The sequence below is a fragment of the Plantibacter sp. CFBP 8775 genome (assembly GCF_014839505.1).
In the GTDB taxonomy this organism is placed as follows: Bacteria; Actinomycetota; Actinomycetes; order Actinomycetales; family Microbacteriaceae; genus Plantibacter; species Plantibacter auratus.
Window position 1 is genome coordinate 2,593,237 of record NZ_JACYNV010000001.1, and the last position, 22,348, is coordinate 2,615,584.

Consider the following 22,348-nt stretch of genomic DNA (forward strand, 5'->3'; position numbering starts at 1 on the left):
CCCATGACCCAGGAGGCCCGGACCCCTCGCGCTGAGCGCTGGAGCGACAGCCGGGCGTTCATCACGGCCAGTGGCGCCATGGCAGCGGTCTTCGGACTCGCCGTGTCGTTCCAGAGCGTCTACATCTACACCTGGGTCGCCCCGGGCGGGACGCGTGGCATGCTCGCCGAACGGGTCACCGCGAACCTCGTCTCGCTGAGCGCGGCGATCCTCGTGCTCGCACTCCTGCTGTGGTCGAGGTGGGGTCCGTCGCTGCACGAGTGGTGGCGCCCGAAAGTGCTCGCGGGTGTCCTCCTCGTGGCGATGCTGACGGGGCTGCTGCGCAGCGGACTCCAGCTCCTGCTGGGCGTGTACCGCGACCCGAGCCTGCAGACGGTCCTCGTCGAAGCCGGGACGACGACGCTCGCCCTGGCGGTCTGCGCGACGTTCGGGTTCAGCCTCAGTGCCGCCCGGCGACGCGCCCGCGAGGAGGAGCGTGCGCACGCCGATCAGCGACACCGGGCCGACCTCGCCCTCCAGTCCCTTCAGGGTGAGGAGCTGCGGGTGAAGCGGGAGGTCGCGGAAGGCCTGCACGGCACCCTGCAGCAGCACCTCGTCCTCATCAGCGCCCAGCTCGCATCCGTCACCACGGCCCTCGAGCAGGGCGGCCCGGACGTCGGGTCGGATGCGGCCAGGACCCTGCGGTCGCTCGGCGAGGAACTCCGCACCGTGCGCGAGCGCGACGTGCGCGAACTCAGCCGGCTCCTGTCACCGCCGCTGCTCGAGGTCGGGATCGCACCGAGCATCCGCGCGATCCTGCAGCGGCTCCCCCCGTCGATCACCACCAGTCTCGACGTCTCTCCGGTATTCCGGCTGCTCGACGACCCGATCGACAACGTCTTCACGACCGCGGAGCGCGCGGTCGTCGTCCGCACGCTCGAGGAGGCCGTGACGAACGCACTGACCCACGGGGCGGCCGACCGACTCGTCGTGGACCTCCGGGTCTCGTCGCCCGCCACCGAGCGGCGAGGGGCGATGGCGGGCACCGTCGAGCTGCGCGTCGTCGACAACGGCTCCGGTCTCCGCGAGGACGCCGAACCTTCCGGCGGCCTGCTGCAACTGGATCGACGGGCCGACGCGTTCGGCGGGTCCCTCAGGGTCGGCCCTGCAGCCGACGACGAGACCGGCGGCACCGTCCTGACCCTGACGATGCCCTACCGTGCGCCGGCCATCCGCTGAGCCGGATCAGGCGGTCGAGGTCTCGGCGAGCAGTTCACGGACGCGAGGGACGACCGCGGACCCGTACAGACCGATGCTGTCCATGAGGTGCTCGTGCGACAGCGAACCGTTGCTGATCTTCAGATCCACGCGGGACAGCCCCAAGCCGTCGACCGCGGTCGCGACCTTCCGTGCGACCGTCTCGGGCGAACCGACGAACAGCGCACCCTCCGGGCCGGCCTCCTGCTCGAAGTGCCCGCGCGTCATCGGGCTCCAGCCCCGCTCGCGGCCGATCCGGTCCATCATAGCCCGGTAGTGCGGCCAGAGCTGCTCCTGCGCGAGCTCATCGGTCTCGGCGATGTGCGCGGGCGAGTGCATGCCGACGGGCTGGGTCGGCAGCTGGAACTGCGCGAGCGCGCGGTGGTAGAGGTCGACGAAGGGGGCGAACCGCAGCGGCCCACCACCGATCACGGCCAGCATCATCGGCAGGCCGTACCGGGCGGTCCGCACGACCGACTCGGGGCTGCCGCCGACACCGACCCACGTCTTCAGCTTCCCGTGCTCCACTCGGGGGTAGACCGACTGCTCCCGGAGCGGCGCGCGCGTCTTGCCCGACCAGGTGACCGGTTCCTGCTCGAGGAGTGCGACGAACAGCTCGAGCTTCTCCTCGAAGAGCTCCTCGTACTGCGACAGCTCGTACCCGAAGAGCGGGAACGACTCGGTGAAGGATCCGCGGCCCAGGATGGCCTCGGCCCGCCCTCCGGAGATGCCGTCGAGCGTCGCGAACCGCTGGTAGACCCGAACCGGGTCGTCGGAGCTCAGCACCGTGACCGCGGAACCGAGATGGATGCGCTCGGTGCGGGCCGCGATCGCCGCCAGCACGACCTCGGGTGACGAGACCGCGAAGTCCTCGCGGTGGTGCTCCCCCACGCCGATGAAGTCGAGGCCGACCGCCTCAGCGTGGACGCCCTGCTCCACGACGTTGCGCAGGACCTGCGCCTGGGACAGTGGCGCGCCGTCGGCGTCGACCGTGACGTCACCGAAGGTGTCGATGCCGAACTCGAGGGGTGTGGTCATGGGGTTCTCCAACGTCGTGTGGCTCGCCGCGAGCTGTCACGGCGATTGTATGTGTTTGCATACATATCGGTGAACCCCGTCACTGCGACGGGTATTCCCGATCCACCCAGGGTGGCAGAACCGGACGCCGGCTGGGAGCGCCTTCTCAGCCGTCCCTGGCAAGCTGGAAGACCTGCACCCCGAGCCTTGGAGCCCCTGTGTCGCCGCGCCGCCTCTTCCGCCTGATCGCGATCGCCGAGGCGATCACCTGGACCCTGCTCATCATCGGGATGATCCTCAAGTACGTCACGAAGACGACCGACCTCGGCGTGAGCATCGGTGGCGCGCTGCACGGCTTCGTGTTCCTCGTGTACGGCGCGACGGTCCTGCTCATCGGGATCAACCAGCGCTGGCCCATCGGCACGATCCTTGCGGGCCTCGTGAGCGCCGTCGTCCCGTACGCGACCATCCCCTTCGACCTCTGGGCGGACCGCACCGGCCGACTCGACGGGGCGTGGCGCCGCGAGGCGGGCGCCGACCCGCGCGACCAGCGCGTGCTCGACCGCCTGACGCGCTGGCTCGTCCGACACCCGATCCTGCTCGTGGTCGTCGGCGGCCTCGTGGTCGTCGCCGTCTTCACGGCCCTGCTCGTCGTCGGGCCGCCTGTCCCGAAGGGCTGATCGCCAGGGTCCCTGCGGACCGCCGGGGCCAACCCCTACGCTCAGCCGAGCAGCTCGACCAGATCCCGCGTGATCTCGGAGCGGGCCTCATCGGTGGAGATCGTCGCCGTACCGTCGCCGGGCTGCACCCCGTAGTCACCGAAGCTCGCGTGGTTCGCCCCCTCGATCTCGATCATCGTCGCGTCAGCGGGCAACCGGACGCGCGCGTCGGCGACCTTCTCCGGGGTACTCAGTCCGTCGTCGCTCCCCGCGAGGCTCAGCACCTCGAGGGACGAGCCGGAGAGGTCGTTCGCGCAGTAACTCCCGAACAGGACGAGACCCGTCACTGCGGGATCCTCCGCGAGCTGGCAGGCGCGCACCCCACCGAGTGAGTGGCCACCGACGAACCAGGTGTCGACGTCCGGGGCGGCGGCGGTGAACGTCTCCAGCGGCCGTTGGTCGAAGAACGCCAGGTTGAGCGACGGCTTCGTGATGACCACGGTCACGCCGGCCTCCTCGACGACGCCGGACAGCTTGTACAGGTAGGCGTACGGGTCGACCTTCGCCCCGGGGATGAAGACGAGACCGGTACCGGAGGCAGGACGCTCGGCGTCCGCGGTCGGGGCGAGGACCACGGCGTCGCCGACGTCGGTGACGGAGACCGCGGGGTCCTCCCACACCGCGAGTGCGGCGGGACGGGTGCCCTGCATGACGATCTGGGTCCAGACGACGAACCCGAGGACGACGACGAGCACCGCACAGAGGATTCCGATGAGGATCGGCTTCAGCCGCCCCGCCCGCCGTGGTCGGCCAGGGTGCTCGGTCACATCGCTCATGTCGTTCCTCCACGCTCGGCGCCCCGCGAGGATCACGGCGGACCGGCTCCCTCCAGTATCCCAAACCGGGTCCGGCGCGCGTCGGTCGCGAGCCACGCTGCTGCCCGCTGGGCGCTCGAGTCCCGGTCGCGCTGTCAGGCGATCGGCCTATGCTCGACGGGTGACCACCACTCGCACGAAGCACCCCACCGGGCCGTCGATGACGATCGGCCTCATCACGCACCCGACGAAGAACATCGACGACTCCGTCCGCATCCTCCGCTCATGGCAGCTCGAACACGGCGCGCGCCTCGTCGGACTCCGCGCCGAGGCCAACCGGCTCGGCGACGACGTCGAACTGCTCGACGAGGACGCCTTCGCGTCGTCGGTCGACGTCGCCGTGGCGATGGGCGGCGACGGCACGATGCTCGGGGCGATGCGGCTGCTCGCCGGCCGGTCCGCACCGGTGCTCGGCGTCAACTACGGCAACGTCGGCTTCCTCGTGGAGGTCGAACCGGCCGCACTCGCGGAGGCGCTCCAACGGGTCAGCGACAACGAGTTCTCCCTCGAACCGCACCACGGCCTCGAGGTGACGATCACCACCGGCGAGCAGGTCGCCCATCTCCTCGCCTTCAACGACGTCTCCATCGCCCGGCGCCCGGGAACCGGCGTGGTCATGGCCGACCTCGCCGTGGACGGCACCGCCTACGGGTACTTCAAAGCCGATGCGATCGTGATCGCCACCCCGACCGGATCGACCGCCTACAACTACGCGGCCGGCGGACCGGTGCTCTCCCCCGCCGTCGCCGCCACCGTCGTGACGCCGGTCGCCCCGATGTCGGGCATCGACCGCTCCTTCATCCTCGGGCCGGCGGAGCGCCTGCAGTTCTCGATCGGGACGGCGACCAAGCAGGCCGCCGTCGAGATCGACGGCCAGGTCCTCGCCGATGTTGCAAGTGGCGCGGTCGTGACCGTCCGGCTCGTGCGCGACGCAGCCAACGTCGTCCGTCTCGACCCGAGCCGGCACTCGCGCAAGGGCCGGATGAAACTCAGCCTGCTCGACCTCCCGTTGCGGCGCGATCAGCTGCTCGACCTCGTTCCACCGGACATCCGCGCGCGCGTCGAGCGTCCGTCGCGGGTCCGCCGGACGCGGAGCAAGCCGGCCGACCCCTCGCACTGAGTCCCGCGCCCGCCCGCAGCGCGGCGCCGGGGCGGGGCGAAGCGTCACGACGTCGGCAGGACGACCCCGATCGGTTCGCGCTTCTCCGCCTGGAAGCGGTCCTCCGTGCGTCCGTAGGCCCAGTACCCGGACAGTGACAGCTGGGAGCGGTCGAGCCCTCGTTGGGTGAGGAACACCTCGCGCAGTGCTTTCATCGACTCCCGCTCGCCGTGGGCGAAGACCTGCACGCGTCCGTCGGGCCACGGGTGTCCGCTGATGGCTGTCGCGAGGAGCGCAGCCGTCGATTCGTCGCGGGCCGCACGGCCGACCCAGATGAGCTGCACCCCGGCCGGGTGGTCGAGGTCGACGAGGTCGTCCCGGCCACCGATCTCGAGGAACGCAAGCCCTTTCGCGTCCGCCGGGAGCGCCTCGAGGGCGGCGGCGATCGCGGGGATCGCCGACTCGTCGCCCGCGAAGAGGTGCCAGTCGGCGGTCGGGTCGGGTCGGTAGGCACCGCCGGGTCCGGCGAGCACGACGCGGTCTCCCGGCTGCGCGGCAGCGGCCCACGGGCCGGCGATCCCCTCAACACCGTGCACCACGAAGTCGATGTCCATGGCGCCCGCCGCCTGGTCCACGCGTCGCACCGTGTAGGTGCGGGTGACCGGGAGGTCGGCGGGTGCCAGCGTCTCGCGGAGCGCCGCGAGGTCGTACGGCGGCTCGAGGCCGAGTTCGGGCTTGGCGAAGGAGATCTTCACGTAGCTGTCGGTGGCGTCCTTGGGCTGGAAGTCGGCGAAGCCGGGACCGCCGAGGGTGAGGCGCACGAGGTGCGGTGTGACCCAGGAACTGCGGACCACCTCGAGGATGATCTGTGGACGTGGGGCTCGAGGTCGCGGTGTCGTCGTCATGATTGTCTCCATTCTGCCGCCCATCGGACGGTCTCGGCATCCCCGATCCCGCTGTCATACTTGAGGGATGGCTACGACCGCAGGCTGGTACCCGCACCCCGACGACCCGACGAAGGAACTCCACTTCGACGGCGAGACCTGGGGCGACTCGAGGGTGCTGCGGTTCCAGCGGGACAAGCCGTCGCAGGCCGAAGCCGCGGGCTGGTACCCGCACCCGACCGACGAGGAACGCCAGGTCCACTTCGACGGACGAGCGTGGACGGACACGCGGGTGTTGCAGCTCAGCGGCGGCGCTTCCGGTGACGGTGGGCAGGCCCCGGTCTACGTGTCGCCCGCCGAACTGCCGGCACCGGAACGCGAGAGCCGTGCCTGGACGGTCACCAAGGCCGCCCTGTCGTTCGGTCCCATCATCGCCATCGCGGTCGTCGGCGTGCTGGCGATCGTGAGTGGCAACACCGGGGGCTGAGGCACCCTCCACGACGACGAGGAGCGCCCCNTCGACGAGGCGAGCACCTCGTCGAGGCCCGCGGACGCCTCTTCGTCCGTCATCGACTGCGCGAGCGCGAGTTCGGAGACGAGCACCTGGCGCGCCTTCTGGAGCATGCGCTTCTCGCCGGCCGACACGCCGCTGTCCTGGTCGCGACGCCACAGGTCGCGGACGACCTCGCCGACGCGGTGGACGTTACCACTGGCCATCTTCTCCTGGTTGGCCTTGTACCGACGCGACCAGTTGCCGGGCTCCTCGACGAACGGCTCGCGGAGCACGCCGTAGACGGCCTGGACGCCGTCGTGGTCGATGACGTCGCGCACACCGACGAGGTCGGCGTTCGCGATCGGCAGCTTGATGGTGAGCTCGGACGTGTGCACGCGAAGCGTCATGACGTCCTGCTCGACACCCTTGATCGTCACCTTCGACAACTCGGTGATGGTGACCGCTCCGTGGTGCGGGTAGACCAGGGTCTCTCCAACGATGAACTGCATGGTTCCTCTTCTCTTCTCAGGTCGTCACCGGTACTCGCGCACCGGCGTCGTCGTGCTCCGGCGGCTCAGCGGCCGGATGGCTCAGGGGTCGGTGGTGGCGGTGACGCGCCGACGGGTCGTTCGTCGAGCAACCAGGCGGGCAGCAGGGCGACCAGGGCTTCGACCAGTTCGTCGTCCGAGACGTCGATGCGTCCGCGGCGCCAGCCGTCGACGAGGGAGAGCGTGCCACCAGCGACATAGGCGGAGACGAGGCCCGCCGGGATGCCGACCGGGACCTCGGTGCGCTCGAGCAGCGAGCCGATGAGGTGGTCGGCGTGCTCGCCGACGAGGTCGTCGAACGCGCTGCGGGCGACGGGGAGCTCGAGCACGCTCGAGTAGAGCGGTGCGTCTTCGAGGAGTTGGGCGACGAGGCGTCGGTAGGCTTCGCGGGCGCGCTCGGCGCTGCCCAGCGACTCGCCCGCGGGACGCACCGAGACACCGGACGCGGCAAGGCCGGCGAACTGCACCCGTAGGTAGGCCGCGGTGAGGTCGTCGAGGCTGGAGAAGTGTGCGTAGAACGAGCTGCGGCTGATGCCGGCGACCCGGACGATGTCGCCGACGGACACGCGTTCCGGCCGACCGGCGAGGATGGTGGCGACGGCGTCGAAGATCGTCTGCCTGGTGCGCTCGGCACGTGGGTCGCCCGTCACTCGGAGGACGGGAGCGAAGCGCTCGACGCGCGACGGCGGAGCGGGACGTTCAGTGGTGGACTGCTCGACACCGAGGGCGGGAACTCCTGATGTGCGAGGCATTCCCACCAGTGTACCACGACTTCTCGGACAGCTGTCCGAGACAGGTGTCGGCTCGGGGACCGAAGCGGTGCGGACAGACGTTTCCCGGTCACTGAGCTTGTCGAAGTGCCCACGAAGAACCCTTCGACAGGCTCAGGGACCGAAACGTTCACGGTGAACTTCTTCCGGTCATTGAGCTTGTCGAAGTGCCCACGAGGACGCCTCATCGTTCCGGGCGCACCTTTCCCGCTCACTGAGCTTGTCGAAGTGCCCACGAGGAACCCTTCGATCTGAGTACGCCGCGGCAAGTCAGAACGGTGCGGGATCCGGTTCCGTCCGGTGGTGCTTCCCGTCGGGTGTCGTCCAGTCGAGCACGCCGCCGGGACCGTGGTCGAGGTTCCACCCGGGCAGATGCTTCATCCGGTGGTGATGCCGACAGAGACAGGCGAGGTTCCCGACATCTGTCGTCCCGCCGTCTTCCCACGCGACCGAGTGATCGAGATCGCAGGCCCTGGTGCGCCTGCCGCAGCCCGGTGCCCGACAGGTGCCGTCCCGCAGCCGCACCGCGCGCTGCAGATCGGCCGGGACCCGGTATTGATTCCGCCCGACGGAGAGGACCGCACCGGTTTCCGGTTGGACGAGGACCCGGGTGAAGCTGGGCGCGTTCACCGCGATACGTGCGGCGGTCTCCGGGTCGATCGGGCCATAGCCGTCGAGAGTGGCCGGGGCGTCGCTGACACCGGCCATGCTCAATGCCGGGACGGTGATCTGCACGGTGCTTGATGTGCTCCTGGACCTCGATCGGGTGCGGGAGCACCGGGCTCGACATCACGTCGTCCGGGGTCACGCCGGTGAGGGCGAGTGCCGCCAGGGCATCCGCTTGCAGCTGCGCGCACGTGCGGGTGTCGCCGGCAGCGCGCGACTCCGCCGCGGCGGCTTCGACCCGCTCGACGAGCCCCTGGGCGATCGGCGCCGTGGTGAAGAGGTGCACCCAGGCCATACCGTCCGCTGCGGGCTCGAACTCCGCCCGACGGTCAGCCTCGGAGCGGGTTGCGCGTGTCGTGATGGATTCGGGGTGGAGGCGCTCGCGCAGGACGCGGGCGCTCGTGCGGAGGCCAGCGACAGTGGTGCGCTCGGCGACGACGAGAACCTGTTCGAGGAACACCGCCCGGCCAGCGGTCGGGACGTCGCAGAGCTGGTCGGTGATCACCTGGGCGTGCCGGGCGGAGATGCGACCGGCCTCGAGTGATTCGAGCACGGCTGGAGCGTCGTTGACGAGGCGTTCGGCGTCGTTCGTCGCACGCTGGATCGTCCGTTCCGGTATTCGGGTCGCCATCGCGAGGGCCGCACACGTCGACCGGCGGGAGAGGGCCTGACGTTCAGCCGGCGGGAAGATGGCCGGGACCGTGGCGTCCGCGAACGCGTCGGCATAGGCGGCGGAGCGGGCAAGGAGGCACGCCTTCCGCGCGTCCAGGACGGCCTGCTGCCGGTGGAGCTCCGCCCACTCGTCCGAGAATTCAGCCAGCTGCGCGGCGTACTCGTCGCCAGCGCGGATCGCGGCGGCGGAGGTGGTCTCGGTCATGGAACAAGTTCACCATGGACCACTGACATTCCAGATGGTAAGTGGTTCCGGTTGTGGAAGTCCCTCGTGTGCCCTTCGACAGGCTCAGGGACCGGAAGAGGTTACTCAGGGACCGGGAAAGGATCACCGGAGCTGGAGGTCGCTCGTGTGCCCTTCGACAGGCTCAGGGACCGGAAGAGGTTACTCAGGGACCGGGAGAGGATCACCGGAGCAGGAGGTTGCTCGTGCGCCCTTCGACAAGCTCAGGGACCGGAAGAGAGATACCGGCTTCGCGGGGTCTCTGGCGCGCCCATCGACAGGCTCAGGGACCGGAGAGGGTTGCTCGGCGAACGGAGTGAATGCGAGTGCACTTCTCCCGGTCACTGAGCCTGTCGAAGTGCCTACGCGAGCCCTTCGACAAGCTCAGGGACCGGGAGAAGATCACCGGAACGGGAGGTCCCTCGCCGGGCGTCTCCAGCTGGAAGGGTTCCCCGGCTACGCGGCTGCCGGCGCGGCGATGTTCACCATCCAAGCGACCCCGAAGCGGTCCTGCACCATGCCGAAGGAGTCGCCCCAGGGGGCCACGCTCAGCGGCTGCTGGACGGTGCCGCCATCCGAGAGCCGCTCGAAGTACTCGCGGAGTCGGGCCTCGTCAGTGTCCGGCCCGCTCAGCGACATCGAGAAGTTGCTGCCCTCGCGATAGTCCATGTGCTTCGGGGTGTCCGACGCCATGAAGACCACACCAGCATCACCCGTGAGCTGGGCGTGCATGACCAGATCCAGCTCGTCCGGTTCGACCTCGGCACCGAAGTCACGGAAGGTCGAGAGCAGCAGCTCGCCGCCGAAGACCCCCTGATAGAACTCCATCGCCTCGCGGGCTGTCCCGCGGAAGCCGAGGTACGGGTTGAGCGTCGTCATGATCGTCCCTTTCGCCTGGGCGGGCGCATCGTCGCGCTCGTCTCGCGACATTCTCACGCTCCGGCGTCGGATGCGCGAGCACGTTCCGGTGTCTCCGTCACGAGGGGCCGGGACGCCCACGGCTACTAGGCTCGTCTGGTGCCCTCGCAACCCCAGCCCCTCCGCATCGCGATGATCTCGCTCCACACCAGTCCCGGTGACGAGCCGGGTTCCGGTGATGCCGGCGGGATGAACGTCGTGGTCCGTCATCAGGCCGTCGCGATGGGCGCAGCGGGCCACGAGGTCGACGTCATCACCCGGCGGTCTTCGGCCGACCAGCCGTCCGCCGCCTCCCTCGCCCCCGGCGTGACCCTGCGCTTCCTCGACGCCGGTCCCGTCGAGCCGGTCGCGAAGGGTCGGCATGAGGAATTCGTCGAGGACTTCCGCTCGGAACTCGCCCGACTGCCGCGATACGACGTCCTACACGCCCACCACTGGTTCTCCGGCATGGCCGCACTTCCCCTCGCGCGGGAGCTGGGGATCCCGCACGTGCAGAGCTTCCACAGCATCGCCGCCGAGTCCACCACGCCGCTCTCGCACGGCGAGCGCGCCGAGTCCCCCGGGCGCCTGGCCGGCGAGGCACGGCTCGCCGCGGAGTCGGACGCAGTCGTCGCGATCAGCGCGGCCGAGGCCGACACCGCGATCACCCGGCTCGGAGCCCGCCCCGATCGGGTGTCGATCGTGCCACCCGGTGTCGACGGGACGCTGTTCCACCCGCTCGACGGTCCTCGTGCAGGTCGTCCGACCGCGGTGGTCGCCGGTCGCCTGCACCCGCTGAAGGGCTTCGACCTCGCCATCGAGACCATCGCCGCGGTCGCGCCCGAGCTCCGCCCCGAACTCGTCATCGCCGGGGACGTCTCGGTCGACTACGACCGCTACGCTGAGGAACTCGCCGCCCTCGCCCGCGACCTCGGCGTCGCCGACGACGTCCGATTCGTCGGGCCGCAGTCGCGCGTCGGGCTCGCCACGCTATTCCGCGAGAGCACGCTCGTGCTCGTCCCCTCCCATTCGGAGACGTACGGTCTCGTCGCACTGGAAGCCGCGGCGAGCGGCGTGCCCACCGTCGTGGCGGCCTCGGGCGGCTTGCGGGAGGCCGTCGTCGACGGCGAGACGGGCATCGTCATCGACTCCCGCGACCCGCAGGTCTGGGGCGCCGCGGTCTCGTCCATCCTCGGCGACCCGGAGCGGCTCGCGCAACTCGGTTCGGCAGCGCGACGTCGGGCAGAGCGGTTCGACTGGCAGCGCTCGGGAGACGCCCTCGTCGACGTCTACCGGACCCTGCTCGACACCACTCCGGCCGCCGCCACCGCTCCGGCGACCTCCGTCTCGTGAACCGCGGACTCCTCCCGCTCGTCGACAGCGGGCGCACCGTCCTGTTCGCCCACGCGCACCCCGACGACGAGACGCTCGCCTCGGGTGCGCTCATCGCCGAGCTCGTCGACAAGGGGGCTCGCGTCGTCCTCGTGACGGCCACGCGAGGCGAGCGCGGCGAGGTCGTCGACGGCCCGCTCCGGTCCCTCGCCGGCTCCGCTGCACTCGCGTCCCACCGCGAGTCGGAGCTCGCCGCCGCCTGCCGGACGCTCGGCGTGGCCGAGCAGTTCTGGTTGGGGACGGGTCCGGCGGCCCGGCCGGGGACGTCGACGCGGTACGTGGACTCTGGCATGCGGTGGGTGCGCGAGGGACTCGCCGGCCCCGCTGACGACGTCTCCCCCGGCGCGTTCTCACTCGCTCCGCTCGACTTCGTCGCCGACGACCTCGTCGCGCTCATCGGACACGTCTCGCCGGACCTGGTGATCAGCTACGACCACGGTGGCGGGTACGGGCACCCTGACCACCTCCGCATGCACGAGGCCGCGATCGTCGCGGCGCGGAGGAGCGGGGTGCCGTTCGCGGAACTCGTGCACCACCGCACCGACCTGGAACCGTTGGGCGACGACGCCGTGTGGTTCCCACTCGATCACCGCCTCCCGATCGTCGCCGCGGCACTCGCGGAACACGCCAGCCAGCTGACGGTCGACGGCGAGCAGCTCGTGCACTCCGGCGGTCAGCGCGAGGGCATCACCACCTCGGTGGGTCTGCGACTCCGGTCCCGCTAGGTGGTCGCCGGCTGGTTCCGGTGCTCCCGCGGCATGCGGGCCGCGAGCACGGGGACGAGCAGCATGAGCACGACCGCGGAACCGAAGGCCGCGGGGAACGAGAAGGCGTCGAGCAGTGCGCCGGCGACCAGCGGGCCGACGATGGCGCCGAGATCGGACGTCGCCTGGAAGACCGCGACGGCCCGGCCTCCCCGACCACCAGCGGCGTCTCCGACGGCCGCCGCCGGAGCGGTCCCGAGAAAGGCCGCCGCGACACCGTAGACGCACAGGGCGACGACCAGCAGCCAGAGCTCGCCGACGAACGGCATGGCGAGGAGCGCCCCCGCCGCGACCGGGAAGGCGACGAGCATCGCGGGTCGCCGTCCGACGGTGTCGACGAAGCGACCGGCGGGACCGAGCGCGAGCGTCTGCGCGACAGCGGCGATCGCGAAGGCGATCCCGGTCCAGGCGGCCTCCTCGTGGAGCGCCTCCACCACGAGGACCGGCACGAGTGCGCCACGGACGCCCATCGACGCCCATCCGTTCGCGAAGTTCGCGAGGAGCGCCGCCTGGTACCGGCGATCGGCGAGGACGGTGCGGAACGGCTCGGCCTGCGTGGCGGTCTCGACCGGCGCGGCGATCCGGCTGCCGCGCAGCATCACGAGTCCGAGGACGCCGGCGACCGCGAGGGTCCCGGCGTAGAAGAAGAAAGGTGCTGTGAGCGAGATGGTCGCGAGCAGGCCACCGACGGCCGGTCCGGCCATGCCGCCGACGAGGAACCCGCCCTGGTAGAACCCGACCGCCCGCCCACGACGGTGCGGTGGGGTGGTGCGCAGCAGCAGCGTCATCGCGGCGACGGAGAACATCGCCGACCCGATCCCGCCGACCCCGCGGAGCAGGAGCAGCTGCGGATAGTCCGCCGCGAGCCCGACGAGCGCGCTCGACACCGCGACGATCCCGATGCCGGTGGCCAGCACCACCCGCTCGCCGATCCGATCGACGAGCGCACCCACGAACGGGTTCGCGATGAGCCGCATGAGCGCGAAGACCGAAACGACCGCCCCGACCTCGAGGTAGCCGACGCCGAAACTCCGCACGTACACGGGCAGGACCGGGATCACGACACCGAACCCGAGCATCACGAAGAACGCGACACCGCCGAGGACGAGGACCTCGCGGCCGAGGGGCTCACGAGGAACGGCTCCCGCTCCGCCTGGACGACGGAACGGGAGCCGGATCATGCTCTCAGGGTATCGGTGCGATCAGCCGATCGTCGCCGTGTCGATGACGAAGCGGTAGCGGACGTCGCTGCGGACCACGCGGTCGTAGGCGCCCTCGACCTCGTCGGCACCGATGAGCTCGATCTGCGAGCCGATGCCGTGCTCGGCGCAGAAGTCGAGCATCTCCTGCGTCTCGCGGATGCCGCCGATGTTCGAGCCGGCGAGCGAGCGGCGGCCACCGACGAGCGAGAACACCCGGAACTGCTGCGTGTTCTCGGGCAGTCCGACGAAGACCATCGAGCCGTTGAGCTTGAGCGTCGACAGGTAGGCGTCGATGTCGAGGTCGGCGGAGACCGTGTTGATGATGAGGTCGAAGCGTCCGCGGAGCGACTTCAGGGTGCCCTCTTCACCGGTCGCGTAGTAGTGGTCGGCCCCGAAGCGCTTGCCGTCCTCCTCCTTCGAGGTCGTCTGGCTGAGCACGGTCACCTCTGCGCCGAGGGCGTGGGCGATCTTGACGCCCATGTGACCGAGGCCACCCATCCCGACGATGGCGACCTGCTTGCCGGGACCGGCGCCCCAGTGCTTCAACGGCGAGTAGGTGGTGATGCCGGCGCACAGCAGGGGTGCCGCGACGTCGAGCTCGATGCCCTCGGGGATGCTCAGCACATAGTTCTCGTCGGCGACGATCTGCTTGCTGTAGCCGCCGTACGTGGGCTCGCCGTCGTACTCACGGCCGTTGTAGGTGGCGACGTTGCCCTTCAGGCAGAACTGCTCCTCGCCGGCGAGGCAGTTCTCGCACTCGCGGCAGGAGTCGACGAAGCAGCCGATGCCGACGCGGTCGCCGACCTGGTGCTTGGTGACCGCGTCGCCCACCTCGGTGACGATGCCGGCGATCTCGTGGCCGGGGACCATCGGGAAGATGGCCTTGCCCCATTCCTCGCGGGCCTGGTGGATGTCGCTGTGACAGATGCCGGCGTAGTGGACGTCGATGACGACGTCGTTGGCGCGCGGCGCACGGCGCTCGATGGTGCCGACCTCGAAAGGCGCGTCGGCGGTGGGCTTGATGATGGCGGCGACGGTGGTCATAGGACTCCTCGGGCTGGGGGTGTTGGGGGTGCCGTGGGGCGGGATGCACGCGCCGGACAGCACGTTCGACGCTAGCAGCCCACTCCACCGGACGAACCCCCAAGGGACGATCACCCGAGCTGTGCTACGAGCGGCGCGGAGGTGTGAATCCCTGCAGAGTTGCTTGGCAGTTCCCGCAGAGGATCGGCCTCAGGGTGGCATCCTGCCCCGAACCCGAGCAAGGTGGGGAACTCGTATTCGCGAACGGAACGGAGAACACACATGCTCACCCTGACCGAGAACGCCGGCCGAGTCGTCAAGACCCTCGCCGAGAACGCACCACTCACCCCGGGACTGGTCGTCCCGGACGACGCGTCGTCGCTCACGCACGGCGCCGGACTGCGCATCAGCAGCAGCTCCGACGACAACAACTTCGAAGTCACCATGACGGCGACACCGCACGAGGCCGACCAGGTCATCGAGAGCGCCGGAGCCACCGTCTTCCTCGAGGAGACCGCAGCCGTCGCCCTGAGCGACGCGGTCCTCGATGCGCAGATCGACGAGCAGGGCGGCGTCCGCTTCGCCCTCGGCAAGGCCGAATAGCGCCCTGATTCAGCAGAACGCCCGGTGATCCACGATCACCGGGCGTTCGTGTGTCCGCGCGGGCTCAGTCCTCGGAGTGTCTGGCGCGACTCGGCTGCACCCGCGGCGGCTCGCCCGGCATCTTCGGGAAGTCGGGAGGGAACGGGAGCTCGCCCAGTCCCTGCTCGAGGTCCCGCTCCCACCACTGCAGGAGGACGTCGATGCGCCCAGCGGTGTCGTGCATGCCGGCCCACGGGTCTCCGGTGGTCCGGAGTCGCTCCGGGACGGTCCGCACCGTGAAGGCGCCCGGATCGATCTCGGGGAGTTCGTCCCAGGTCACGGGGCACGAGACGGTCGCCGAGGCCAGCGCACGAGGGCTGTAGGCGCCGGCCATCGTCCGGTCGCGGTTCGCCTGGTTGTAGTCGACGAAGATGCGTTCACCGCGCTCCTCCTTCCACCACGAGGTCGTGACGCGGTCGGGATCCCGTCGCTCCAGTTCCCGAGCCGCCGCGATCACGGCGTGCCTGACGTCGAGGAACTCGTGCTCCGGCACGATGGGCGCGAACACGTGGACACCTCGGTTGCCGGAGGTCTTCACGAACCCGGTCAGTCCGACCTCCGTCAGCAGCTCCCGCAGCGAGCCCGCAACGCGCACGGCGTCGGCGAAGTCGGTCCCCGGCTGCGGGTCGAGGTCGATCCGCAGTTCGTCGGGATGGTCGGTGTCCGATGCCCGTGACGGCCACGGATGGAACACGACCGTGTTCATCTGCGCGGCCCAGACGACCGCAGCGGCCTCGTCGAGGACGAGTTGCGGATGCCGCCGGCCACTCGGATACACGACGTCGACCGCCCGGACGTACTCGGGTGCTCCTTTCGGCGGGTTCTTCGAGAAGAACCATTCACCGTCCACACCGCCCGGGAACCGCTGGAGGGACACCGGGCGGTCGCCGTTGGCGGCGAGGAAGGCCGGCGCGACCTCGATGAGGTATTCCGCGAGCTCCCGCTTCGTGACACCGGACTCCTCCCAGAGCACGCGGTCGGGACTGGAGAGACGCACCTCGCGGTCGCCGTGCGGTCCGGGGACGGTGAGGACGATCGCGGTGCTGGCCATGTCGGACACCGTACGCGCCCTACCCGGCGTGGTCACGAGGGTGGTGCTCGTCGCCGCAGCGGAGTAGAACGAGACCTGTCCATCGAACCCGCCGTCACCACCCTGCCGAGGAGCCACCATGCGCGAGGTCCACGCCTCACTCTTCCAATCCGTCGACGGCGTCGTCGAGTCGCCCGATCAGTGGCAGTTCGACCACTTCGACGCCGACATGGGCGCCATGATGACCGAGGCGATCGCTCCGATCGACGACGTCCTGCTCGGCCGCGTGAGCTACGAGCAGTGGAGCGGGTTCTGGCCGACGGTCGGCGACGACGATCCGTTCGGCTCCTTCATCAACCCCGTCCGGAAGCACGTCGCATCACGCACTCTGGCGGGCCCGTTGTCCTGGGAGAACGCGACGCTCATCCCCGGCACGCTCGAGTCCTTCGTCGACGAGCTCAAGCAGCAGGAGGGCGGGCGCATCGCGGTGCAGGCGAGCATCTCCGTGGTGCGGCAGCTCCTCTTCGCCGGTCTGCTCGACCGGCTCACCCTCATGATCCACCCCGTCGTCGCCGGTGCCGGGCGTCATCTGTTCGAACCGAGCGACCCGGTGACACGCCTGGAGCTCGTCCACTCGGTGCGGACGAGCTCCGGCAACGTGCTCTCGACGTACGCTCCCCGCGCCTAGGCGGGTCGCCGCACGGCCGACTCAGCCCAGGTGGACGGCCTGCTGGTCGCCCGAGGGCAGGAGGTCCTCCTTGCGACCGCGGATGCAGACGATGGCGATGACGCTCGCGATCACGAGGCCGACCGCGGCCGCGATGAACGCCGCCGAGTAGCCCTGGGTGAACGCCACGAGCTGCGACGCCTGATCGGTGACCGTCGCCTGGTCGGTGACACTCGCGTAGACCGTGGTGAAGACCGACAGGCCGATCGACCCACCGATCTGCATGGAGGCGTTCGCCGTGGCGGAGGCCGCACCGGCGTCGTGCGGGGCGACACCCGTCAGCGCGAGGTTCTGCATCGGGACGAAGATCATCGCCATGCCGATCCCGAGCACGAGGAGCGCCGGCAGCACCTGGACGAAGTAGTCGCCGTCGGCCGTGATGCGGCTGAGGTACACGAGGGCGGCCGCCGCGATGAGCGGACCGATGATGAGCAGCGGGCGCGGGCCGATGGCCGGCAGGAGCTTCGTGGCGATCGGGGCGACGATCATGATCGCGACGGTCATCGGGAGGGTCGCGATGCCGGCCTCGAGCGGCGGGAAGCCGAGCACGATCTGCAGGTGGAACGTCAGGTAGAGCAGGGCCCCGATCATGACGCTGCCGACGATCATCTGCATGAGGAAGGCACCGCCGCGGACCCGGTCCGCCACGATGCGCAGCGGGAGCAGGGGCTGCGCGACACGCATCTCGATGAAGACGAAGAGGGAGAGGAGTCCCGCACCGAGCGCGAGGAAGCCGATGGTGTCGGCGCTGCCCCAGCCGCCCTCGGCGAGCGTGAAGCCGTAGACGAGGGCGCCGAGGCCCAGGATGACCGTGATCGCGCCGAGCCAGTCGTAGCGGTTGTCGCCCTCGGCCTTGCTCTCGGTCACGAGGATGAGGCCGGCGATGAGTCCGACGATCACGAACGGCACGTTGACGAGGAGGCACCAGCGCCAATCGACGAACTCGGTGAGCACGCCGCCGAGGATGAGGCCGACGGCCGCTCCCGCACCGGCGACGGTGCCGAAGACGGCGAAGGCCGTGTTGCGGTCGCGTCCGTGGGAGAAGGTGACGGTGAGGAGCGCGAGTGCGGCGGGTGCCATGAGCGCTGCGAACACACCCTGCAGGCCGCGGGCGATGATGAGCTCGGTCCCGCTCTGGGCGAACCCGCCGAAGGCCGATGCGGCGCCGAAGCCGACCATGCCGACCAGGTAGGTGCGCTTCCGGCCCCAGTAGTCGGCGATGCGGCCACCGAGCAGCAGCAGGGCGCCGAACGCGAGGGCGTAGGCCGTGACGACCCACTGACGCTGCGTGTCGGACAGCTCGAGCTCCTGCTGGGCTGCCGGAAGGGCGATGTTCACGATCGTGCCGTCGAGGACGACGATGAGCTGCGTCATCGCGAGGACGACGAGGACCCACCAGCGGCGGGCCGGGGAACCGGACGGTGCTTTGGTGGGATGCGATGCGGTGGCTGCGGATGCAGACAAGGAGGACCTCCGTGCGAGGGGTGGGGGTGCTGGGGGTTTCCAGCCCCAGATCGATGCTCGGCACACGGCGCGAGTGCAGCACGGTGCGGACGATCAACCACCCCAACCACGAAGTCGGGCAGAGGACCAGGATAGCGGATGCCGACGTCGCTGCACCCGTGAGGCCACGCGGATCACTCGGAGGTGACGAGCTCCAGGACGGCCTCCGGGTGTTCCACCGCCGCGAAGTGCCCGGTCGCCGGCAGTGTGCGCAGTCGGAGGTCCGGGACGAGGGCGGTGAGGACGGCTGTGTCGTCGGGCCCGATGAAGACGTCACGGTCGCCCATCATGCCGCGGACGGGACACCGCACGCCGCGCCAGACGTGCAGGTCGTAGGCGGCGGCCGCGCGGGCAGCCAGGAGGAACGACGCCGGCCGGACGTCGGCTGCGAGCGCGTCGACGACCGACCGGTCGAGGTCCCGGCGTCGTCCGAACAGCGGCGACATGAGCGGTGCGAGCAGGCCGATCCGGTTCAGCGCGCGGACGAGTCCCGGCCCGCGTTCGCCGAGTGCCTGCAGCACGCGCATGCCGAGGAGCATGCCCGCGAACCACGGGAGCCGGGCGCCGCCACCGACCGGCTGGCGGATCGCCTCGACGACTCCGATCCCCGTCGGCGAGACGAGGTCGACCCGGATCGTCGCCTCGGGCTCGCGGACGGCGAGGTCGAGCGCGACGAACCCGCCGAGCGAGTGCCCGACGACGCGCCAGGACCGGTAGCCGAGCGAGCGAGCGACGGTCGCGACGGCTGCGGAGAGGTCTCCGACCGTCACCGGGTCGGCGGTGGGCAGAGCCGACTCGCCCCACCCCGGGAGGTCCACGGCGATGACGTCGTCGACGACCGCGCCCCGCTCGTCGTCGGCACGGAGGAGGGGTGACCACGTGGTCCAGGAGCCGGCGGCGCCGTGCAGCAGGATCATGGCCGGTCCGCCCGCTTCGCGACCCGCCCGGACGGTGACCGGTCCGATGTCGGTGTCCACCGTGACGCGTCGCAGGCCGAGCGCGGTCGCGTCGGCGGTGATCACGGAGGGGTCGTCCGGCGGGGCAGGACGCGAGGAGTTCACGGGCATGCGTGTCATTCGGAAACGAGGTACCGCTCGGATCGGTGCTCGATCGACGACGCCGGTCCCCCGGTGCGGCGCGCAACCCCCCTTCCGGTCGGGAACCCGGCCGCTACCGTGGTCTGATGCCTGAGAACGCACGCGCCGCCGCAGACCAAGCCGCTGGAACCGCACAGAACAGCACGACCCTCCGCACCCTCGCCCGCACCGGCCACGCCGTCAACGGATTGCTCCACGTCCTCATCGGCGGGATCGCGATCTCCATCGCCCTGTCCGGCGCGGGCGGTGGATCCGGCGGCGGCGGTGACGCGGACCAATCGGGTGCGCTCAAGACGCTTGCAGGCACGCCCGGCGGGATCGTGATCATCTGGGTCGTCGCCGTCGGATTGTTCGCCCTCGGTCTCTGGACGGCGATGTCCGCCTTCCTCGTGCGCGAATCCGACACCCGCAAGCGGTGGAGCAAGCGGATCTCGACCGCCGGACGCGCGATCGCCTACCTCGCCGTCGGATCGACCGCGCTGACCTTCGCCCTCGGCGGCAGCCAGGACTCCTCGCAGTCCAGCCAGGGCCTCACGGCGACCCTCCTGTCCTCCCCCGGTGGGGTGTTCGTCGTCATCGTCGTCGGCCTCGTGGTCATCGGCATCGGCGGCTTCTTCGTCTTCAAGGGCGTCACGCGGAAGTTCCTCGAGGACGTCCACCCGCCCACCGGCACGACGAAGCGCGCCGTCGTCGTCCTCGGGGTCGTCGGATGGGTCGCGAAGGGCGTCGCGCTCGTCACGGTCGGGATCCTCTTCATCGTCGCCGCTGCGACCCAGGACCCCGAGAAGGCCTCCGGCATGGACGGCGCCATCTCGGCATTGGCCGCGCTCCCGTTCGGCGTCGTCATCCTGCTCGTGGTCGGCGTCGGGCTCATCGCCTACGGACTCTTCTGCGGTGCCCGGGCGCGCTGGGGCAGCCTCTAGGACGGTGAGGCGGACGCCTCGGGCGACGACGCGGACGGGTCGGCTCCAGACCATGTCCTGCAAACGCTTGCGTTGCGACTACCGTTAGGAGTATGACGTCTTCTGATTCCACGACGCAGCCCGAGGCGGAACCCGCCGGCGCTACGCAGACCTTCTCCGACCTCGGCCTCGACGACGCGGTGCTCAAGGTACTCAAGGACGTCGGCTACGAGACCCCGTCCGCCATCCAGGCGGCCACCATCCCGCTGCTGCTCGAGGGACGCGACGTCGTCGGCCTCGCACAGACGGGCACCGGCAAGACCGCGGCGTTCGCCCTGCCGATCCTGTCCCGCCTCGACATCACGCAGAAGACGCCGCAGGCGCTCGTCCTCGCACCGACCCGTGAGCTCGCCCTCCAGGTCTGCGAGGCGTTCGAGAAGTACGCCACGCACCTGCGCGGCGTCCATGTCCTGCCCGTCTACGGCGGCCAGGGCTACGGCGTCCAGCTGTCGGCCCTCCGTCGCGGTGTCCACATCGTCGTCGGCACGCCGGGTCGCATCATGGACCACTTGGAGAAGGGCACCCTCGACCTCACGGAGCTCAAATACCTCGTGCTCGACGAGGCCGACGAGATGCTGAAGATGGGCTTCGCCGAGGACGTCGAGACGATCCTGGCCGACACCCCGAAGGACAAGCAGGTCGCGCTGTTCTCCGCGACGATGCCGTCGTCCATCCGTCGCATCTCCGCGAAGTACCTGAACAACCCGGAAGAGATCACGGTCAAGACGAAGACCACGACCTCGGCCAGCATCACGCAGCGCTACCTGACGGTCTCGTACCCGCAGAAGGTCGACGCCCTGACCCGCATCCTCGAGACCGAGAACTTCAGCGCGATGATCATCTTCACGCGCACGAAGAACGAGACCGAGACGCTCGCGGAGAAGCTCCGGGCGCGCGGCTACTCGGCGGCCGCCATCAACGGCGACGTCGCCCAGGTGCAGCGCGAGCGGACCGTCAACCAGCTGAAGGCCGGCAAGCTCGACATCCTCGTCGCGACCGATGTCGCCGCGCGCGGTCTCGACGTCGAGCGCATCAGCCACGTCGTCAACTACGACATCCCCGTCGACACCGAGTCCTACGTGCACCGCATCGGCCGCACGGGCCGCGCCGGACGCACTGGTGACGCGATCAGCTTCGTCACGCCGCGCGAGCGCCACCTCCTGAAGGCCATCGAGCGGGCCACCCGCCAGCCGCTCACGCAGATGCAGCTGCCGAGCGTCGACGATGTCAACGCCACGCGCCTCACCCGCTTCGACGACGCGATCACCGAGGCACTCGGCCAGACCGACCGCATCGAGCGCTTCCGCGAGATCATCGGCCACTACGTCTCCCACCACGACGTCCCGGAGGCCGACGTCGCCGCGGCCCTGGCCGTCGTCTCCCAGGGCGAGACGCCGCTGCTCCTCTCGGCCGAGGACGAGCGCCGCCGCCGCGAGGAGTTCGACAACACCAACCGTGGCAACGACCGCGCCGGTCGCGACCGTCGTGACTCCGGCGACCGCGGCTCACGCTTCGACCGCGGCGACCGCGGCGACCGCGGCGATCAGGGCGACCGTCCCGAGCGTCGCAGCCGTCCCTCCAGCGGACCGATGGCTCCGTACCGCATCGCGGTGGGTCGTCGCCAGAAGGTCGACCCGCGTCAGATCGTGGGCGCGCTCGCGAACGAGGGCGGTCTGAAACGCGAGGACTTCGGCGCGATCCAGATCAAGCCGGACTTCTCGATCGTCGAACTGCCGGCGAGCCTCGGCAACGACGTCTTCGACCGTCTCGAGAACACCCGCATCAGCGGCAAGCTCATCGAGCTCCGTCCCGACCGTGGCGGTCCCGCCCGCCGACGCGACGACGAGGGTGGCACGAGCGGCGGCTCGTACGACCGCAAGCCGCGTTCCTAGCTCGCACGCACACGACGAGGGCCGGACGGAATCCCAGGATTCCGTCCGGCCCTCGTCGTTCCGCACCCGGCGGGG

At 70.1% G+C, this 22,348-nt stretch carries 21 protein-coding genes and 2 pseudogenes; 10 read left to right on the plus strand and 13 right to left on the minus strand.

Translation table 11 applies throughout. From position 1 onward, the window contains the following. The first annotated feature begins 3 nt into the window (after window positions 1-3). Window positions 4-1,218, plus strand: coding sequence for a sensor histidine kinase (locus IFR14_RS12215; RefSeq protein WP_191941148.1), 1,215 nt, complete (start codon window positions 4-6; stop codon window positions 1,216-1,218). Between the two features lie 6 nt (window positions 1,219-1,224). Here IFR14_RS12215 and IFR14_RS12220 read toward each other — a convergent pair whose 3' ends face one another. Next, window positions 1,225-2,274, minus strand: a complete 1,050-nt coding sequence (locus tag IFR14_RS12220; protein WP_079706043.1) for an LLM class flavin-dependent oxidoreductase — start codon at window positions 2,272-2,274, stop codon at window positions 1,225-1,227. A 197-nt stretch (window positions 2,275-2,471) separates the two neighbouring features. Here IFR14_RS12220 and IFR14_RS12225 point away from each other — a divergent pair, with 197 nt between their 5' ends. Further along, entirely contained in the window at window positions 2,472-2,933 is a 462-nt protein-coding gene (locus IFR14_RS12225; protein ID WP_191941149.1) for a DUF3817 domain-containing protein, read from the plus strand. A 41-nt stretch (window positions 2,934-2,974) separates the two neighbouring features. On the opposite strand, the gene IFR14_RS12230 is transcribed toward IFR14_RS12225, so the two are convergent. After that, a complete protein-coding gene (locus tag IFR14_RS12230; RefSeq protein ID WP_191941150.1) occupies window positions 2,975-3,748 on the minus strand; it encodes an alpha/beta hydrolase in 774 nt (257 codons plus the stop codon). A 160-nt stretch (window positions 3,749-3,908) separates the two neighbouring features. On the opposite strand from IFR14_RS12230, the gene IFR14_RS12235 reads away from it, so the two are divergent. Then, on the plus strand, window positions 3,909-4,907 hold the full coding sequence (locus IFR14_RS12235; RefSeq protein WP_236555474.1) for an NAD(+)/NADH kinase: 999 nt from the start codon (window positions 3,909-3,911) through the stop codon (window positions 4,905-4,907). Window positions 4,908-4,951: 44 nt separating this feature from the next. Here IFR14_RS12235 and IFR14_RS12240 read toward each other — a convergent pair whose 3' ends face one another. Beyond that, window positions 4,952-5,791 carry a siderophore-interacting protein gene (locus IFR14_RS12240; protein WP_191941151.1) on the minus strand — a complete coding sequence of 280 codons (840 nt, stop codon included), beginning with the start codon at window positions 5,789-5,791 and terminating at the stop codon, window positions 4,952-4,954. A 67-nt stretch (window positions 5,792-5,858) separates the two neighbouring features. Between IFR14_RS12240 and IFR14_RS20645 the strand changes: the two genes are divergently transcribed. Next, the gene (locus IFR14_RS20645) at window positions 5,859-6,257 is read left to right on the plus strand and encodes a hypothetical protein (protein ID WP_191941152.1); all 399 of its coding nucleotides are present in this window, start codon (window positions 5,859-5,861) and stop codon (window positions 6,255-6,257) included. 31 nt (window positions 6,258-6,288) lie between these two features. Here the strand turns inward: IFR14_RS20645 and IFR14_RS12250 are convergent. The 5 genes and pseudogenes from IFR14_RS12250 to IFR14_RS12270 form a co-directional block, all read right to left on the minus strand. Then, window positions 6,289-6,772, minus strand: a pseudogene (locus IFR14_RS12250) (CarD family transcriptional regulator); the annotation flags it as partial. A 65-nt stretch (window positions 6,773-6,837) separates the two neighbouring features. Continuing rightward, a complete protein-coding gene (locus IFR14_RS12255; protein WP_124769425.1) occupies window positions 6,838-7,563 on the minus strand; it encodes a TetR/AcrR family transcriptional regulator in 726 nt (241 codons plus the stop codon). A 288-nt stretch (window positions 7,564-7,851) separates the two neighbouring features. Further along, window positions 7,852-8,316, minus strand: coding sequence for an HNH endonuclease (locus tag IFR14_RS21200; RefSeq protein WP_191941153.1), 465 nt, complete (start codon window positions 8,314-8,316; stop codon window positions 7,852-7,854). Between the two features lie 142 nt (window positions 8,317-8,458). Next, window positions 8,459-9,124, minus strand: a pseudogene (locus IFR14_RS21555) (DUF222 domain-containing protein); the annotation flags it as partial. A 474-nt stretch (window positions 9,125-9,598) separates the two neighbouring features. Then, the gene (locus IFR14_RS12270; RefSeq protein WP_194718772.1) at window positions 9,599-10,021 is read right to left on the minus strand and encodes a VOC family protein; all 423 of its coding nucleotides are present in this window, start codon (window positions 10,019-10,021) and stop codon (window positions 9,599-9,601) included. A 138-nt stretch (window positions 10,022-10,159) separates the two neighbouring features. On the opposite strand from IFR14_RS12270, the gene IFR14_RS12275 reads away from it, so the two are divergent. Continuing rightward, on the plus strand, window positions 10,160-11,392 hold the full coding sequence (locus IFR14_RS12275; protein WP_191941154.1) for a glycosyltransferase: 1,233 nt from the start codon (window positions 10,160-10,162) through the stop codon (window positions 11,390-11,392). Continuing rightward, entirely contained in the window at window positions 11,389-12,156 is a 768-nt protein-coding gene (locus IFR14_RS12280; protein WP_124769429.1) for a PIG-L deacetylase family protein, read from the plus strand. Before IFR14_RS12275 ends, IFR14_RS12280 begins: the two co-directional genes overlap by 4 nt. Here IFR14_RS12280 and IFR14_RS12285 read toward each other — a convergent pair. Together IFR14_RS12285 and IFR14_RS12290 are read right to left on the minus strand one after the other, a co-directional pair. After that, entirely contained in the window at window positions 12,153-13,376 is a 1,224-nt protein-coding gene (locus tag IFR14_RS12285; RefSeq protein WP_079706054.1) for an MFS transporter, read from the minus strand. The genes IFR14_RS12280 and IFR14_RS12285 overlap by 4 nt on opposite strands. Window positions 13,377-13,397: 21 nt before the next feature. Further along, window positions 13,398-14,441 (minus strand): NAD(P)-dependent alcohol dehydrogenase, encoded by a 1,044-nt coding sequence (locus IFR14_RS12290; RefSeq protein ID WP_064296121.1) that lies wholly within the window; start codon window positions 14,439-14,441, stop codon window positions 13,398-13,400. Window positions 14,442-14,702: 261 nt separating this feature from the next. Between IFR14_RS12290 and IFR14_RS12295 the strand changes: the two genes are divergently transcribed. Then, window positions 14,703-15,023, plus strand: coding sequence for a Fe-S cluster assembly protein HesB (locus tag IFR14_RS12295; RefSeq protein WP_124769430.1), 321 nt, complete (start codon window positions 14,703-14,705; stop codon window positions 15,021-15,023). Between the two features lie 64 nt (window positions 15,024-15,087). Here IFR14_RS12295 and ligD read toward each other — a convergent pair whose 3' ends face one another. Further along, entirely contained in the window at window positions 15,088-16,113 is a 1,026-nt protein-coding gene (gene ligD / locus IFR14_RS12300) for a non-homologous end-joining DNA ligase (RefSeq protein WP_124769431.1), read from the minus strand. A 118-nt stretch (window positions 16,114-16,231) separates the two neighbouring features. Between ligD and IFR14_RS12305 the strand changes: the two genes are divergently transcribed. Continuing rightward, window positions 16,232-16,780 carry a dihydrofolate reductase family protein gene (locus IFR14_RS12305; RefSeq protein ID WP_124769432.1) on the plus strand — a complete coding sequence of 183 codons (549 nt, stop codon included), beginning with the start codon at window positions 16,232-16,234 and terminating at the stop codon, window positions 16,778-16,780. Between the two features lie 21 nt (window positions 16,781-16,801). Here the strand turns inward: IFR14_RS12305 and IFR14_RS12310 are convergent, their stop codons facing one another. Together IFR14_RS12310 and IFR14_RS12315 are read right to left on the minus strand one after the other, a co-directional pair. Then, window positions 16,802-18,283 carry an MFS transporter gene (locus IFR14_RS12310; protein WP_241160898.1) on the minus strand — a complete coding sequence of 494 codons (1,482 nt, stop codon included), beginning with the start codon at window positions 18,281-18,283 and terminating at the stop codon, window positions 16,802-16,804. Between the two features lie 173 nt (window positions 18,284-18,456). Continuing rightward, entirely contained in the window at window positions 18,457-19,389 is a 933-nt protein-coding gene (locus tag IFR14_RS12315; RefSeq protein ID WP_124769433.1) for an alpha/beta fold hydrolase, read from the minus strand. A gap of 116 nt (window positions 19,390-19,505) precedes the next feature. Here IFR14_RS12315 and IFR14_RS12320 point away from each other — a divergent pair, with 116 nt between their 5' ends. Next, a complete protein-coding gene (locus tag IFR14_RS12320) occupies window positions 19,506-20,342 on the plus strand; it encodes a DUF1206 domain-containing protein (protein ID WP_124769434.1) in 837 nt (278 codons plus the stop codon). Window positions 20,343-20,434: 92 nt separating this feature from the next. Continuing rightward, window positions 20,435-22,273, plus strand: a complete 1,839-nt coding sequence (locus tag IFR14_RS12325) for a DEAD/DEAH box helicase (protein WP_124769435.1) — start codon at window positions 20,435-20,437, stop codon at window positions 22,271-22,273. Window positions 22,274-22,348: the final 75 nt, after the last annotated feature.

Excerpts from the sequence above, each read along its gene's own strand:
- IFR14_RS12215 (WP_191941148.1), top strand. The coding sequence starts at position 4 with ATGACCCAGGAGGCCCGGACCCCTCGCGCTGAGCGCTGGAGCGACAGC.
- IFR14_RS12220 (WP_079706043.1), bottom strand. The coding sequence starts at position 2,274 with ATGACCACACCCCTCGAGTTCGGCATCGACACCTTCGGTGACGTCACG.
- IFR14_RS12230 (WP_191941150.1), bottom strand. The coding sequence starts at position 3,748 with ATGAGCGATGTGACCGAGCACCCTGGCCGACCACGGCGGGCGGGGCGG.
- IFR14_RS12240 (WP_191941151.1), bottom strand. The coding sequence starts at position 5,791 with ATGACGACGACACCGCGACCTCGAGCCCCACGTCCACAGATCATCCTC.
- IFR14_RS20645 (WP_191941152.1), top strand. The coding sequence starts at position 5,859 with ATGGCTACGACCGCAGGCTGGTACCCGCACCCCGACGACCCGACGAAG.
- IFR14_RS12255 (WP_124769425.1), bottom strand. The coding sequence starts at position 7,563 with ATGCCTCGCACATCAGGAGTTCCCGCCCTCGGTGTCGAGCAGTCCACC.
- IFR14_RS12270 (WP_194718772.1), bottom strand. The coding sequence starts at position 10,021 with ATGACGACGCTCAACCCGTACCTCGGCTTCCGCGGGACAGCCCGCGAG.
- IFR14_RS12285 (WP_079706054.1), bottom strand. The coding sequence starts at position 13,376 with ATGATCCGGCTCCCGTTCCGTCGTCCAGGCGGAGCGGGAGCCGTTCCT.
- IFR14_RS12290 (WP_064296121.1), bottom strand. The coding sequence starts at position 14,441 with ATGACCACCGTCGCCGCCATCATCAAGCCCACCGCCGACGCGCCTTTC.
- IFR14_RS12295 (WP_124769430.1), top strand. The coding sequence starts at position 14,703 with ATGCTCACCCTGACCGAGAACGCCGGCCGAGTCGTCAAGACCCTCGCC.
- ligD (WP_124769431.1), bottom strand. The coding sequence starts at position 16,113 with ATGGCCAGCACCGCGATCGTCCTCACCGTCCCCGGACCGCACGGCGAC.
- IFR14_RS12305 (WP_124769432.1), top strand. The coding sequence starts at position 16,232 with ATGCGCGAGGTCCACGCCTCACTCTTCCAATCCGTCGACGGCGTCGTC.
- IFR14_RS12315 (WP_124769433.1), bottom strand. The coding sequence starts at position 19,389 with ATGCCCGTGAACTCCTCGCGTCCTGCCCCGCCGGACGACCCCTCCGTG.
- IFR14_RS12320 (WP_124769434.1), top strand. The coding sequence starts at position 19,506 with ATGCCTGAGAACGCACGCGCCGCCGCAGACCAAGCCGCTGGAACCGCA.
- IFR14_RS12325 (WP_124769435.1), top strand. The coding sequence starts at position 20,435 with ATGACGTCTTCTGATTCCACGACGCAGCCCGAGGCGGAACCCGCCGGC.